Source organism: Alloyangia mangrovi (genome assembly GCF_002300555.2).
In the GTDB taxonomy this organism is placed as follows: domain Bacteria; phylum Pseudomonadota; class Alphaproteobacteria; order Rhodobacterales; family Rhodobacteraceae; genus Salipiger; species Salipiger mangrovi.
Genome location: NZ_NTHN02000089.1, coordinates 1 through 13,814 on the forward strand (window position 1 = coordinate 1; position 13,814 = coordinate 13,814).

The following is a 13,814-nucleotide window of genomic DNA, read 5'->3' on the forward strand; positions in this document are numbered from 1 at the left end:
GGCTTCACCACCTACAGTTCGGCGGTGTTCAACTTCGTCCCGGCGCTGGCCAACAAGTTCTACGCCGCGCTGCGGGCCGGGGACCGGGCCACCTGCGAGGACATCCTCAAGAGTTTCTTCTACCCGTTCATGGAGCTGCGCGCGCGCCGCAAGGGCTACGCTGTCGCGGCGATCAAGGCGGGCGTGCGGCTGGTCGGCTTCGACGCAGGCCCTGTGCGGGCGCCGCTGTCAGACCTGACCGGCGAGGAGCAAGAGATCCTCAAGGCCCTGATCGACGCGCACGCGGAATGAAACAGAGGATGGGCCCCGCAGTGCGGGGCCCATTTCCTTGAGGCAGGGAGCGCTGGTCCTGACCGCGATCCGGCCAGAGCAGCCTTTCTCACCGCCGTTGGCACAGAGCGTAGGTCCCTAGACCCATAGGTCCAAGCTATCCGAGCCTCCAAGCACGCATAAAATCGCAGTCGCGACTGTTCTGATTTCGAACCTCAACTTGTTTTCCGCCGCGGCGGCATGCCGTTGCTCGATGCGGTATCGCGCCCGTTGAACGCGGCAATGGGACGTTGCGATTCAAGAAAAGCATCGCCGGGGCATCGCAGGATATTGCTGCGTCTACCACATCTCTGAGCCGTCGCTGGGCGCAAGCAAGGCCATCGGTCGGCGGCTGCGTGATCTATGCCCCCGCCTTCCGTGCCGGACCTATCCGCAGCATCCAGATGAAACCGAGCGTCAGCAGCAGGAGCGCGAGGCTGATCGGGCTGGTCACGAAGATGCTGGGGTCTCCCTTGGAGACGATCAGCGACCGGCGCAGGAACTCCTCGAAATAGGGGCCGAGGATGACCCCCATCAGCGCCGGGACCACCGGGTAGCCGCAGACCCGCAGCAGCATGGCGAGAACGCCGATGGCCAGCGCCACCCACATCTGGAAGATCGAGAAGGTCGAGGCGTAGACGCCGACCATCGAGATCATCCCGATGAAGGCATAGAGGACGCCGCGGTTGATCCGCGAAAGGCGCAGGTAGACTGGCCCGAAGAGCAGCACCGAAACGAAGATCAGGATCGAGGCAACGAAGAGCGCCGCGAACATCGGCGAGACCACCATGAAGTTGTCCGACAGCAGCGTCGGTCCCGGCACGAGCCCATGCAGCAGCAGCACGCCGAAGATGATCGCGGTCACCGCGTCGCCGGGGATGCCCATGGTCAGCAGCGGGATGATCGCGCCGCCGCAGACGCCGTTGTTCGCCGCCTCCGAGGCCGAGAGTCCCTCGTAGGAGCCCTTGCCGAACTCTTCGGGCTTCTTTGCGCTGCGCTTGGCCTCGGCATAGGCGATGAACGAGGCCATCGAGGCGCCGCCGCCGGGCAGCATGCCGATCAGCACGCCGAGCACCGAGCTGCGCAGCATGGCGAAGAGCCCGACCTCGCGGATTCGCGCGCGGCTCGGCAGGAAGTCGCGGCGGCGCGGCGCGGGCAGGTCGGCCACGGCCTGTGCCTGGCTCAGCCGCGCGGGCATCCCGGCCTGCGCGATCAGCTCGCAGACCGCGAAGAGCCCGATCACCGCGGGCAGCAGGTTGACGCCCTCGATCAGGTTGTAGCTGCCGAAGTCGAACCGCCCCTCGGGCAGCATCGGGTCGATACCGACCGTGGCGATCATGAGACCGATCGCCATGGCGGTGGTGGATTTCAGCAGCGAGCCCTGCGAGACGATCGTGACGGTGACGATGGCCAGCAGCACCAGCGAGAACTTGTCCGGGGTCTGGAAGAGCAGCGCCACGCTGCTCACCGGCTTGGCGAGCGCGATCAGGATGATCACGCCGGTCAGCCCGCCGATGGCCGAGGCGAAGGCGCTCATGCCAAGGGCCTGCGCGCCCTCGCCGCGTTTCATCAGCGCATGGCCGTCGACCGTGGTGATCGCACCCGAAGGCGCGCCGGGGATGTTCAGCGTGATGCCGGTGATCGAGCCCGCGTAGAGCCCGGCCATGTAGATCCCGGCGACCATGACCAGTGCATCCGAAACCTCCATGCTGAAGGTGAAGGGCAGCAGCAGCGCGATCGCCAGCGTCGCGGTCAGGCCGGGAATGGCCCCGAACAGCAACCCGAGAAGAAAGCCGCCGATGAGGTAGAGGAAGGTCACCGGATGCAACAGCATGAGGAAACCGTCGACGATTTGTGCGGTCATCTCAGATCTCCCAGAGCGGCAGGTAGAGGTCGAAGAGCTGGACGAAGAAGAGCCAGCCGAAGAGGGTGACGCAGAGCCCGGTCACCACGCCGATCAGCGCCGCGCGGCGAAAATGGCCGCTCTCCTCATAATTGAAGTAGCCGGCGATCAGCGCGGTGTAGGCAAAGGCCGCCGGAAGGTAGCCGACGTAGAGAAAGCCGATGACGAAGCTTGCGGTCAGGGCGATGGCGAGCACCGGACCCAGCCAGCCGACCTGCGGGACGTGCTCCGAGCCTTCGGCGGCGGCCAGTGCGGCGGCGGCAGGCTTGCGCAACTCGGTGCCGAGAATGCACAGCACCGCGACATAGACGAAGACGCACAGCAGCGCAGGCAGGAAGGACGGGCCCGGCTCGCCGGTGGCGAAGGGGCGGCTCATCTGCAGGACCTGGCTGGCGTAGACGGTGTTCCCGGCCAGCAGCAGCAGCGCAAAGAGGATTTGCCGGGTGGACCGCGGAGAGGCGGAAGTGGACATCGAGGGGTTCCTTTGTCTTGCGCGGAGGGCGCAAGGCGCGTGCCGCAGGGAACCGGGTCCGCGCGGCGGCGCGTCGAAACGAAAAAGCGGGGCCCGCGCGGTGGCGGGCCCCGAGGGGGGGGGATTACTTGCTCAGGAGACCGTCGGCCACCAGCTCGTCGGTCAGCGCAAAGGCCTTTTCCTGCGAGGCCTTGACGTAGGCGGCGGTGTCCTCGGCATTCATCCAGACCGCGCCCATGCCGGTGTCCTCGGCGACCTTCTGGAACTCGGGGTTGTCGAAGACCTTGGCGAAGGCGGCCTCGAGCGTGGCGCGCTGCTCGGCGTCCACCTCGGCCTGGGTGGCGAGCAGGCGGAAGCCGCCCCAGACCACGTCATAGCCACTTTCCTTGAAGGTCGGAACATCCGCGAACTCTTCCGAACGCTCATCCGCCATCACCGCCAGAACACGGGCCTGACCGGACTGGATCGCGGCATAGGCGGCCGAGATGCTGGTCGAGGCGGCGTCGGTCTCGCCCGACAGAAGCCCCTCTACCTGCGGACCCGAGCCCTTGGGGTAGGGGATGTGCTGCACGTCGATCTCGGCCTGCTTGGCGAAATCAAGCACCGGCAGGTGCCAGACGCCGCCGAGGCCGACGTTGGAGATCTTCAGCGTTCCGGGGGCCGCCTTTGCCGCCGCGACGAATTCGTCGAGCGTGGTGAAGGGCGCGTCGGCGCGCACGATGATCGCCGTCGGGTGCACGGTGACCGCGCCGAGATAGGCAAGCTGCTCGGTGTCGTAGCCCGGCACCAGCTCGTTGTAGGGCACGGTGATCACGCTGTCCCAGGTGAGCGAGCCGATGGTGTAGCCGTCGGGGCGCGACTTCATCAGGCGCAGCGTGCCGACGCCGCTCTGCGCGCCGGTGATGTTCTGGGTGTTGACGCCGACGCCGAGCGGCTCCTCGGCGAAGCTGAGGAAGCTGCGCATCACGGTGTCGGTGCCGCCGCCGGCGCTCCAGGGCATGATGTGCATGATGTCCTTGCTCGGGTACTCGGCCGCCTGGGCAGGGCCATGCAGCGCGGCCGTCAGGGTCGCGGCCGCGGCGATGAGCTTCGTCACATCCAGTAGTTTCATGGGGAGTCTCCTGTTGGGGAATGGCAGTCCGGTCTTGTGGCTTTGGGGCTGTGTGCCGGATCAGTAGAAGTAGGGGAGCTTCTTTTCCTTCGCGGCCTCGATCCACGGCGGAACGAAGGGCACGATCTTGTCCTGCGAGGGCACGCGCATCTCGATGAAGCTGGCGCCTTGATGGGCGATGGCCTCGGCCAGCGTGGCCTCGATCTGGTCCTCGGAGGTGATGCGGGCGGTCCGGAAGCCGACGCCCTCGGCGACCTTCACGTAGTCCACCGCGCCGAAGTCGGTGGTCCAGGGTGCGTCGACATCGTCGAGCAGGATCGCCTCGCCGCGGATCCAGCCGTAATTGTCGTTGCGGGTCAGGATCACGGTGATGTTCTTGCCGCTGCGCTTGATCGTCTCGAAATCGCCGAGCACGAAGGCCAGCGAGCCGTCGCCGGTGAACGAGATCACCGGCCCGTCATTGGCAAAGGCCGCGCCGATTCCTGCGGGCACCGAATAGCCGAGCGCGCCCATCGAGTAGTTGGTGATGTAGCGCCGCCCGGCCTCGCGCACCGACAGCAGCGCCGAGGGGTAGATCGCCGCGACCCCCGGCTCGGCGGTGACGATGGCGTTCGGCGGCAGCAGCTTGTCGAGCGCCTGCGTCAGCTTGACCGGCGAGACCGTGCCCTCGGGCATCTCGATGTTGGAGTTGAACACCGCGTCGAGCGCGGTGCGCTTCATCTCGGTCAGATCGAGCGTCGGGCGCGAGAGTTCCGGGTGCTCGGCCCGGATGAGCTCGGCCATGTAATCGAGCGTGGCACGGGCGTCGCCGACCATGCCGACTTTCAGCGGGTAGTTGTTGCCCACATGCGCCTCGGCTATGTCGAGCTGCAGGAAGGTCGTCTCGGCCGGGTCGCCGTAGAGCTTCCAGTGGTTGGTGCCGCTCGAGTCGGTGTTGGAGCCGACGAAGAAGATGCAGTCGGCATCCTTCACATAGGCGTTCGAGTATTCCATGCCGCCGCGCGCGCCGATCACGCGCAGGGCCAGCGGATGGGTCTCGGGGATGGTGCCCTTGCCGGGGGTGGTGGTGCCGACGGGGATCTGCAGCAGCTCGGCCAGCGCCAGAACCGCCTCGCCGGCGCGCGAGATGAGCGCGCCCTGACCGCAGACGATCGCCGGCTTCTTCGCCGCCAGCAGCGCGTCGATCGCCTTGCGGATCTTGCCATGATCGGCGACCGGGCGGTGCGCCGGGTAGCGGCTGTAGTCGCTGTCGGCATAGAGGTCGGCGATCTCGGCCTCGTCGTGGAAGACGTTGATCGGCACGCGGATATGCACCGGCGCCGGGCGGCCCGAGGTGGCGACACGGAAGGCCCGGCGCAGCAGGAAGGGGATGTCCTTCACGTTGGTGAGGTAGAAGGATTCCTTGCAGATGCTCTCGTACATCGCGGTCTGGTCGACCCCGGTCAGCCCGTGCTTCTTGTCCTGATTCACCGGGATGTCCGAGCTGAAGAAGATCACCGGCACCGAGGACAGGAAGGCCTCGGTGATGCCCGGCGTGCAATGGGTGACGCCGGGGCTCGGCGCCTCGAGCACCGCCGGCCGACCGGTGATCTTGGCATAGGCCTCGGCGGCGTAGGAGGCGGTGCGCTCGTCGCGCGTCAGCACGTATTCGATGTCAGAGCTGCTCTGCCATTCCTTGTACCAGCCGATCGTGGTCTCGCCCGGCAGGCCGAAGACATGCGTCACCCCATGCAGTTCCAACATCTTCAGGATGACCTGCGCGCCGTTCATCACATCTCCCAAAACACTCTCCCGGTTCAGCATTCATATCAGCGTTCTGTGCTGTATACAGCTTAGCGCGCAGATCGGAGTGCAAATCAATTGTTTTTTTTTGTGGCGGCTGCTAAGATGAAGGCAAGGCTCAAGGTCCAGGAATAACCACTTGGAAAACATAAATAAAAACAGTGGCTCAGTTGAACGCGCCTATACCCTGCTGAAGGAGATGGCCGCCAGCTACGAGTTCAAACCCGATTCGAGATTGAACGAGACCGAGCTGGCCAAACGGCTGGAAACCAGCCGGACTCCGCTGCGCGAGGCGCTGAACCGGCTCGTCGCCGAGGGGTTCCTGACCTTCCGCAGCGGGCAGGGGTTCTTCTGCCGCTCGCTGACCTCGGCCGAGATCATGGACCTCTACGAGGCGCGGGCGGCGATCGAATGCGAGGCGACGCGCCTCGCGGCGCTGCGCGCAAAGCCCGCCGATGTCGAGGCGCTCGAGCGCTACCTGCTCGGCGCGGGGGCGGCGTACCAGCCCGGCAAGTCCGCCGTCGAACTGGTGCAACTGGACGAGGACTTCCACCTGCGGCTGGCCGCGCTCTCGGGCAATGCCGAGATGATCCGGATGCTCGAGAACATCTACGGCCGGATCCGCTACATCCGGCTGATCGACCTCAAGACCCTCTCGGAAAGAACCGGGCCGGAAGTGGTCACCACCGAGCCGCACATGCGCATCCTGAAGGCGGTGAAGCGACGCGATCCCGAGGCGGCGCAGGCCGAGATGCGTGGCCACATCGAGCGGCGTCTCGAGGCGGTGACCGAGAACGTCCGCAACGCCTTTGCGCAGCTCTATACGGCCTGAAGCGCGGCAGGGCCGGGGCCGGGCGGCGGCATGCTTCGCCGCGCCGGTGACGTGGCGCCGTCAGGCCGGATCGAAGATCCAGACACCGGCCCCAAGAGCAGGCCCGAAGGGCAGGGTGAGCGCGCCGTCCACCCATCTCGCGCCGGGCCGGTCTGCCAGTGCCGCCGGGTCGCGCATGGCAATCCGCAGGCCGACGAAGACCGACCGCCCCGGCTCGACCGCGGAGCCGACAAGCGCCGTCGCCGCGGCCTCAGGCAGGATGTCGAGCGCGCCGCGGTCGAGCGCGATGCGCAAGCCCGCCCCGAAGGGCTCCGCCGCCCGGCCGAGGCAGCGCACGAAGCGGGCGGCGGTCTCCTCCGGGTCCGGAGCCGAGACGAGGATCGCCTCGAGCGAGGCCGCGCCATTGGCATGGCGCGTCCAGCGCGGTTGCCAGAGCGTCGGGGCATTGTGATGGGTCAGGACCTGCACCCGCCCCTCGGGCATGGTGCCAGCGGCGAGCCGGGCAACGGTGAAGGCCGCGGTCTCGTGGCCGCTCTGCGTGGCGACCTCGCGCTTGAAATGCACAAGCGGTCGCATCGGGGCGCCAAGGGCGTCCAGATGCGCATGGTGCGCGGCGGCATCGGGCACCGCGAAGGCCGCGAGATTCAGCCCGGCGCGGCGATCGAGCGCCGCGAGGAATTCCAGCCCGAGCGGCGTGTCGGCGGTGTGGACGAGAAACTCGAGATAGCCCTCGGGCAGCATCACGCAGATGTTTCCCGTCCCGGTCAGCGCCGGCGCACCCGACACCGGGTCCGGCTGCACCTGCGCGGAGAAGGGTGTGACCGTGAACCCAAGCGCCTCAAGCTCGGCGCGCGCCGCATCCGCATCGGCCACGAAGTGCCCCGAGTGATCAAGGCCGATCGGGCCGGTGGCTGCTGGCAGGTCCTGGGGCATGGGGTGACTCCGGTGTTTGGATTGGATGGCGCGCGGCCATTAGCTCATGCACGTTGCCGCCACGGACTGCAATTTGCAGTTCCCCGAACGGCGATGGTGTGCCGCGCAGAGGGCTGTTCTGTGTCGCTGCGGCTGCCGCTGCCGCCGCGGCAAGTGCGGGCGTTCGGCGCCGAGGCCCGTCGTCCAGCTCGCCGAAGCTCCAGGCTCCGCCCGAAGCGACTCCAGTCTGACCTCCTCTCGGATAGAGCGCAGGGCGCAGCTGGGGGGGTGTCATGGGCGTGGAAGCGTGTGGTCTGTTCGGGATGGGAACGAGTCATCTGCCAGATCTCGTTCTCCCAAATTTATTGCATAATTCGACCTTATCCGAGTGGGATGGGGGTCCGAATGATCCTGTGGGCGAGGGCAGCCAAGGACATGATTTCATGGTTGTAGCCCTGACGTGCCGACGCGGCGAGCAGTGGGCATCAGATCGGCTTTGGCTGTCGGCGGAGAGACGGTGCACGTCCTCCTCACTTACGACAGAACAATGCCCCACTTCCAGGCAGGGAAATGGGGCATTGTTCAATATCTAAGGTGGCTTAGAGGTCGCTGCGCATTTCCGCCAAACCCCTCTTCGGCTTGCGGATCAGGATCGCCCAGACGAACAGCGCGGTCAGCGCAAGGAAGAACAGGCTGTCGAGATTGGTCAGGAAGACGATAGGGTTGCCGTCGCTCAGCGACAGCGAGCGCCTCAGGTATTCCTCGAGATCCGGGCCGAGGATGAATCCCAGCAACATCGACACGGTGGAGTAGTTCTGCTTGCGCATGAAATACGCCAGCACGCCGAAGATCACCGCAAGCGACATTTGGAAGACCGAGTAGGTCGCCACGTAGCTGCCGACGAGCGCCACCACCGCGATGCCGGTGTAGAGCAGGCCCTTGGGGATCGACACGATCTTGATGAACCACGGGCCGAAGAGCCACAGGGTCAGCGGGATGAGAACCAGCGCCGAGAAGAACAGCGAGCCGAGCATCGGCCCGAGCAGCTCGGCCTGGTTCTCGAGCAGGCGCGGCCCTGGCTGGAGGCCGTTGATCACCAGAACGCCTAGAACGATCGCGGTGGTGGGATCGCCGGGGATGCCGAACATCAGCATCGGCACGAAGGCCCCGCCGCACATCGAGTTGTTGGCGGCCTCTGCCGCAGCGATGCCTTCGCGCGAGCCGTTTCCATATTCCTGCGGCTTCTTCGACGACGAGCGCGCCATCGCATAGGAGACGAAGGCGGCCATCGAGCCACCGGCGCCCGGCAGGATGCCGATGCCGTAGCCGATGAAGGCGGAGCGCAGGTAGGCCAGCAGGCCGATCTCGCGGATCTCCGAACGCGGCGGCAGGAAGTCGCGGCGGCGGATCTTGAGGTCCTTGGCCTTTTCCAGCGTCGAACTCAGGCTGTTTTTCCAGCTCTCCGACTGCATCAGAACTTCGGAGATCGCAAAGGCGCCGATGACCAGCGGCATGATGTCGATGCCCTCGACCAGCGTCTCAGTGCCAAAGTCGAAGCGCGGGATCGGCTGCAGCACGTCGATGCCGACGGTGGCGATCATTACGCCAAGCAGGGTGGCGACGAAGCCCTTGGCGATATTGCCCTTGTCGACGATCACGATGACCACCAGCGCGAAGAGCACCAGCGAGAACTTGCCCGGGGTGCGGATCAGTAGCGAGATCTCGGCGGCGATCGGCATGAAGGCCATGAGCAGCACCGCGCCGATGGCGCCGCCGATCATCGAGCCGAGCGCCGCGTGCCCCAGAGCATTGGCGCCGAAGCCCTTCTTCATCAGCACGTTGCCCTCGACCGCGGTCATCATCGAAGATGGCGCGCCAGGGATGTTGATCGTGGTCGCGGTGATCGAGCCGGAGTACATCCCCGCCATGAAGATCGAGGCGCACATGACCAGCGCCGGCACCACATCGATGGTGTAGGTGATCGGCAGCAAGAGCGCGATGGCCAGCACCGAGGTCAGCCCCGGCATGGCACCGAAGAAGGTGCCGATCAGGAAGCCGCCGACCATGAAGGCGATGACGTAGGGATCGGCCAGCGCGGACATGCCGCCAAGCACGTCGATGAAGATATCCATCAGAAGAAACCCCCGGTGAGGGTGGGCAGGCGCACGCCGAAGATCCCCGCGAAGAGCCCGTAGAACAGGGCGGTGACGCCGATGGCGTAGATCGCGAACATATGCGGCTTGCGCAGCTGGAAGTGGAAGATGGCAAAGAGCGCCGAGGTGAAGGCCAGCGTCGCCAGCCAGTAGCCGAGCGGCCGGAACAGCGCGATGTAGCCCGCGGTGGCGACGATCACCAGCAGCGGCCGCAGCAATTCGCGTGCGGGGCCGTCGGCGGTGGGCTTGCGGAACTCGGCCACGAAGACCACGGCCAGCGCGGCGTACATCAGGATGGCGGTGAGGATCGGCACCGAGCGCGGGCTCATCTCGCCATCACCCGCGAACTGCGAGTGGATGTCGAAGGCCGCGGCAAGGTAGACGGTGGTGACGATCAGGAAAAAGAAGGGCAGCAGGACACCTGTCCTGAGAAGGGGCGCACGGTCGGCCATCTTGGTCTCCGGTTGGGGGTGGCACCGGACGCAGGCCCGGTGCCGCCTTTCACGACAGGGAGCGGGGGATTACTTCGAGAGTACCCCGGCCTCGACGAGCGCGTCCATCTCGGTGAACAGACCCTGCGCGGTTTCGTCGGCCCAGGTGTCGAGGTCGTCGCCGGCCAGCCAGTTCGGGGTCACGCCGATCGTCGCGAGCCAGTCCTGGAACTCGTCCGAGTTGTAGGCGGTCTCATAGGCGGCCTCGATCTTGGCGACCACGTCCTCGGGGGTGCCGGCGGGCGCGGCGATCACGATGAACGAGCCGTTCAGAAGCTCGACGCCGGCTTCCTCGGCGGTGGGCACGTCGTAGGTCGGGTTCTTGGCGTCCGAGAATTCGACGATGCCGCGGGCGGTGCCATCCTCGATGAGGTTGGCGAAATCGCCGAGCGAGGTCATGACTACATCGACCTCATCCGACAGCAGCGCCTCTTTCTGCGGGGCCGCGCCACCGGGGTAGGAGACGATCTTGAATTGGGTGTCGGTGAGCTTTTGCAGCTGCAGCAGCGTCAGGTGGACCCGCCCGCCGAGGTTCTGCACGCCGATGCGCACCTTGCCCGGGTCGGCCTTGGCCGCGGCCAGCAGGTCATCGAGCGACTGGTAGTCGGAATCGGCGTCTACGATGATCGCATCGGCTTCGCTGGTGATCCGCGCGACGAGGTCGAGCTTGTCCATCTTGTAGCTCGGCAGCATGCCCTGCCACGGCACGGTCACGACGCTGTCGTAGGTCAGCGCGCCCAGCGTATAGCCGTCGCCCTTGGCGCCCATCACCTGGCCGACGCCGGTGGCCGAGTTGCCGCCTTCGATGTTCTCGACATAGATTGTGCCGCCCAGCGACTCTTCGGCAAGCGTGGTCACCTTGCGCACGATGCCATCGGTGCCGCCGCCGGCCCCCCACGGCACCACCATGCGCACGTCACGCTCCGGGAATTCCGCCAATGCGGCAAGCGGCACGAGGGCCGTGGTGAGGGCGGCAACCGCGCCGATGAAAGTGCGTTTCATTAGGTGTCTCCTCCAAGACTTGAACGGACCCTTGCCGTTCTGGGCTGTTGGTCCCGGCCTCGTGATCCCTGCCGCGGTGCAGCTGCGCGCGTGCGCCACTGCCATGAACTCGCGTCAGAGCCGGCCGGAATCGTCGGGCGAACTTGCATCGCTACCAACTAATACATTACTATATGAACACCCGTGAAGCTGGCAAGCCTGCTTCGGAAGGCGCTGGCGATAACGTGGCAAGACCCTGTAAGTAATGAAAGAAAACTCATGCTTTACGACCATCGAACCTATACCTGCCGTCCCGGAACGATCCGCAAGCACCTCGCGCTCTACGGAGAGCACGGCTTCGACGTCCAGCGCCGGCACCTCGGCGAGCCGGCGGTCTACGCGGCGGTCGAGACCGGCGACGTGAATTCCTACGTGCATATCTGGGTCTACGCCGATGCTGCCGATCGCGCCGCGCGCCGTGCGGCGCTGGCCGCCGATCCCGAATGGCAAGCCTATCTCGGCAAGAGCGCCGAGGCGGGCTACCTGATCTCGCAGGTCAATCAGCTGATGGCGCCGGTGCCGTTCTTCACGCCGCCGCAGCGCTGACGAGCCATTCAAGAGGCGCGGCCACCGGGGCCGCGCCTTTGCGTGACGGGCGGTCACGCCTGCGGCAGGTCCATGCGGCTGGTGAGGAAGTCGAGCTCGGCGAGATCGGCCTCGGTCAGCTTCGGGCCCGGTCCGCGCAGCGCGTTCGAGGTCAGCGCGCCGCGCCGGCGCATCATCTCCTTGCGCAGCGCGATGCCCCATTGCCCCTGCGCCTCGTGCTTGAGCAGCGGCAGGTAGCGGTTGAAGAGGTCATGCGCCTCGGCGCGCCGGCCCTCGGTCATCAGCTCGTAGACGCCCGAAAGCATCTCGGGAAAGGAGAAGCCGGCCATCGGCCCGTCGGCGCCGCGCTCCATCTCCTGCACGAGATACTGGCCGTTGTTGCCGGTGAGGATGCGGACCGGGCGCGATAGCTCGGCGCGCATGCGGCTGATCTTGGTGGGGGAGGGGAAATCCTCGGACTTGATAACGCCGATCTGCGGGAAGCGGGTCAGCAGCCGGTCGATGGCCGGTACCGACATCACCACGTCCGAGGCAGCGGGGAAATCCTGCAGCACGGTGGGCACGTCGCCGATGCGCGCGTAGACCGCATCGAAGTAGCGCAGCAGGTCCTCGTCGCTGCGGATGCCGGCGGGCGGGCAGATCATCACCGCATCCGCGCCCTCGGCCATCACCTGCGCTGTGACCTCGACCAGCGTGGCAAGGTTGGGGTGCGACACGCCAGCGATGATCCGGTGACCGGCGGCGGCAGCGACATAACGCGCGGCGACGGCTATGGTCTCATCCACGGTGAGTTTCTGCGCCTCACCAGACACCCCCAGCACCGTTAGCCCCTGCGCGCCGTGGCGGTAGTAGAAGGCCGAGAGCGTGTCGATGCTGGCATAGTCAACCGCCCCGTCATCGAGGAAGGGGGTCTGGGCGACGACGTGCAGCCCCTTAGTTCTGGCAAGTGCGTTGGACATGATCTCTCCCTTCGCGGTCCGGGTTGGGCCGCGCTCTGTTTGCTGTGTGCTGAAGGTGCCCAGCGGGGCGGTTGGTCAGGTAAAGTAGTCCTTGTGCAGGACGCGATACTCCTCGGCCCAGTCGTCGGGCTTGTGGGTGTGGAAGCGGATCTCCTTGATTGCCCGGTCGACGTCACCGGATTCGACCGCGGCGACGATGCGCTCGTGGCCGTCGATGATCGTGGCGAGGCGTTCCGCGGAGTGGGTCTGCAGGCGTCGCACCCGGTCCATGTCGCCGGTCTGCGCGCGCAGCAGGCCATGCAGGTTGGGGTGCCCCGCGCCCTCGAACATCACGAAGTGGAAAAACTCGTCGAGTTCCTGAAATCGCCGCAGCTGGGTGTGGTCGGGGGCGACCTCGCGCTGCATGCCGATGATTTCGCGCAGCTGGGCCATGGTCGCAGGCGACGGGACCTGCGTGAGCTTGATGGTGACCTCGGTCTCGAGCGCCTGACGCAGGAACAGCGCCTCGCGGATCTGCGCTAGATTGATGCGCGTCACCAGGGTCTTCGACTGCGGGTAGATACGGATCAGCCCATCCTGGTCGAGCCGCTGCATTGCGTCGCGCAGCGGCGTCTGGCTGACCTCGTATTCACGCGCAAGGTCGGCCCGTGTGAGCGCGGTGCCCGGCGGCAGATCGAGCGACAGGATGCGTTGCCGCAGATCGTCATAGATCCGCGACGAGGCCATGGGGCGGCCCGCCGAATTGTCGTGGCGCATCATGTCGAAGGCGAGGGTCATCCTGGGGCTTTTCATGCAGACTCTCATATCCTTTCCGGGGTGCGCCCCAGATAAGCGCATTTACGGGTCGGTTGACCATACTGATAAACTAAAATATTAGTGCATGACAAGTCCCGAGGCGCGAAGCCCCCAACCCTTTTGCCGGTTGGGAATTGCGCCGCCGGCGCGCGAATCGCACGGCATCGGGTCCGGGAAACCATGCGCGACGGGGCGGCGATCCTGGGCGCGCGGCATGAGGAGGTCTAGGAAATGGACGGCAGCAAGAACGGGTTTGTCCCGCATGGCAAGCATCTGATCGCGGGCGAATGGGTCGCGGCAGAGACGACGTTCCGCTCGGAGCCCGCGCATGGCGCGGCGCATGACTATGGCGTCGGCACCCCGGCATTGGTGAACGCCGCGGTCGGGGCGGCGGAAGAAGCGTTCTGGACCTACGGTTACAGCGACATCGAGACCCGCGCCCGCTTTCTCGAAGCCATCGCCGACGAGATCGAGGCCCGCGCCGAGGCGATCACCGAGATCGGCACGC

14 protein-coding genes are annotated in these 13,814 nt (G+C 66.0%); 4 read left to right on the top strand and 10 right to left on the bottom strand.

What is annotated here, in order from left to right; translation table 11 throughout:
• Window positions 1–291 (top strand): dihydrodipicolinate synthase family protein (locus tag CLG85_RS25795; protein WP_260350263.1); only part of this gene is annotated, 291 nt, incomplete at its 5' end.
• 379 nt (window positions 292–670) lie between these two features.
• On the opposite strand, the gene CLG85_RS25800 is transcribed toward CLG85_RS25795, so the two are convergent.
• From CLG85_RS25800 to CLG85_RS25815, 4 genes are all read right to left on the bottom strand, one after another.
• Window positions 671–2,173 (bottom strand): tripartite tricarboxylate transporter permease, encoded by a 1,503-nt coding sequence (locus tag CLG85_RS25800; RefSeq protein WP_260350264.1) that lies wholly within the window; start codon window positions 2,171–2,173, stop codon window positions 671–673.
• A gap of 1 nt (window position 2,174) precedes the next feature.
• The gene (locus CLG85_RS25805) at window positions 2,175–2,684 is read right to left on the bottom strand and encodes a tripartite tricarboxylate transporter TctB family protein (RefSeq protein WP_095882112.1); all 510 of its coding nucleotides are present in this window, start codon (window positions 2,682–2,684) and stop codon (window positions 2,175–2,177) included.
• Between the two features lie 124 nt (window positions 2,685–2,808).
• The gene (locus CLG85_RS25810) at window positions 2,809–3,795 is read right to left on the bottom strand and encodes a tripartite tricarboxylate transporter substrate binding protein (RefSeq protein ID WP_095882111.1); all 987 of its coding nucleotides are present in this window, start codon (window positions 3,793–3,795) and stop codon (window positions 2,809–2,811) included.
• A gap of 60 nt (window positions 3,796–3,855) precedes the next feature.
• Window positions 3,856–5,565 carry a thiamine pyrophosphate-binding protein gene (locus CLG85_RS25815; RefSeq protein ID WP_176476578.1) on the bottom strand — a complete coding sequence of 570 codons (1,710 nt, stop codon included), beginning with the start codon at window positions 5,563–5,565 and terminating at the stop codon, window positions 3,856–3,858.
• 151 nt (window positions 5,566–5,716) lie between these two features.
• Between CLG85_RS25815 and CLG85_RS25820 the strand changes: the two genes are divergently transcribed.
• Window positions 5,717–6,409, top strand: a complete 693-nt coding sequence (locus tag CLG85_RS25820) for a GntR family transcriptional regulator (RefSeq protein ID WP_260350265.1) — start codon at window positions 5,717–5,719, stop codon at window positions 6,407–6,409.
• Between the two features lie 60 nt (window positions 6,410–6,469).
• Here CLG85_RS25820 and CLG85_RS25825 read toward each other — a convergent pair whose 3' ends face one another.
• The 4 genes from CLG85_RS25825 to CLG85_RS25840 all read right to left on the bottom strand — a co-directional run bounded on the left by CLG85_RS25825 (window position 6,470) and on the right by CLG85_RS25840 (window position 10,967).
• Window positions 6,470–7,342: a VOC family protein gene (locus CLG85_RS25825; RefSeq protein WP_260350266.1), complete on the bottom strand. Its 873-nt coding sequence runs from the start codon at window positions 7,340–7,342 to the stop codon at window positions 6,470–6,472.
• A gap of 578 nt (window positions 7,343–7,920) precedes the next feature.
• Window positions 7,921–9,453, bottom strand: a complete 1,533-nt coding sequence (locus CLG85_RS25830) for a tripartite tricarboxylate transporter permease (protein ID WP_095883895.1) — start codon at window positions 9,451–9,453, stop codon at window positions 7,921–7,923.
• A complete protein-coding gene (locus tag CLG85_RS25835) occupies window positions 9,453–9,926 on the bottom strand; it encodes a tripartite tricarboxylate transporter TctB family protein (RefSeq protein ID WP_095883896.1) in 474 nt (157 codons plus the stop codon). The genes CLG85_RS25830 and CLG85_RS25835 overlap by 1 nt, the downstream gene beginning before the upstream one ends.
• 69 nt (window positions 9,927–9,995) lie before the next feature.
• Window positions 9,996–10,967, bottom strand: coding sequence for a Bug family tripartite tricarboxylate transporter substrate binding protein (locus CLG85_RS25840; protein WP_095883897.1), 972 nt, complete (start codon window positions 10,965–10,967; stop codon window positions 9,996–9,998).
• Window positions 10,968–11,225: 258 nt separating this feature from the next.
• Between CLG85_RS25840 and CLG85_RS25845 the strand changes: the two genes are divergently transcribed.
• The gene (locus CLG85_RS25845; RefSeq protein WP_095883898.1) at window positions 11,226–11,552 is read left to right on the top strand and encodes an NIPSNAP family protein; all 327 of its coding nucleotides are present in this window, start codon (window positions 11,226–11,228) and stop codon (window positions 11,550–11,552) included.
• A gap of 53 nt (window positions 11,553–11,605) precedes the next feature.
• Here the strand turns inward: CLG85_RS25845 and CLG85_RS25850 are convergent, their stop codons facing one another.
• Window positions 11,606–12,511, bottom strand: coding sequence for a dihydrodipicolinate synthase family protein (locus tag CLG85_RS25850; protein ID WP_095883899.1), 906 nt, complete (start codon window positions 12,509–12,511; stop codon window positions 11,606–11,608).
• A gap of 75 nt (window positions 12,512–12,586) precedes the next feature.
• Entirely contained in the window at window positions 12,587–13,303 is a 717-nt protein-coding gene (locus tag CLG85_RS25855) for a GntR family transcriptional regulator (protein WP_176476700.1), read from the bottom strand.
• A gap of 234 nt (window positions 13,304–13,537) precedes the next feature.
• On the opposite strand from CLG85_RS25855, the gene CLG85_RS25860 reads away from it, so the two are divergent.
• The coding region (locus tag CLG85_RS25860) for an aldehyde dehydrogenase family protein (RefSeq protein WP_260350267.1) at window positions 13,538–13,814 on the top strand (277 nt) is incomplete at its 3' end.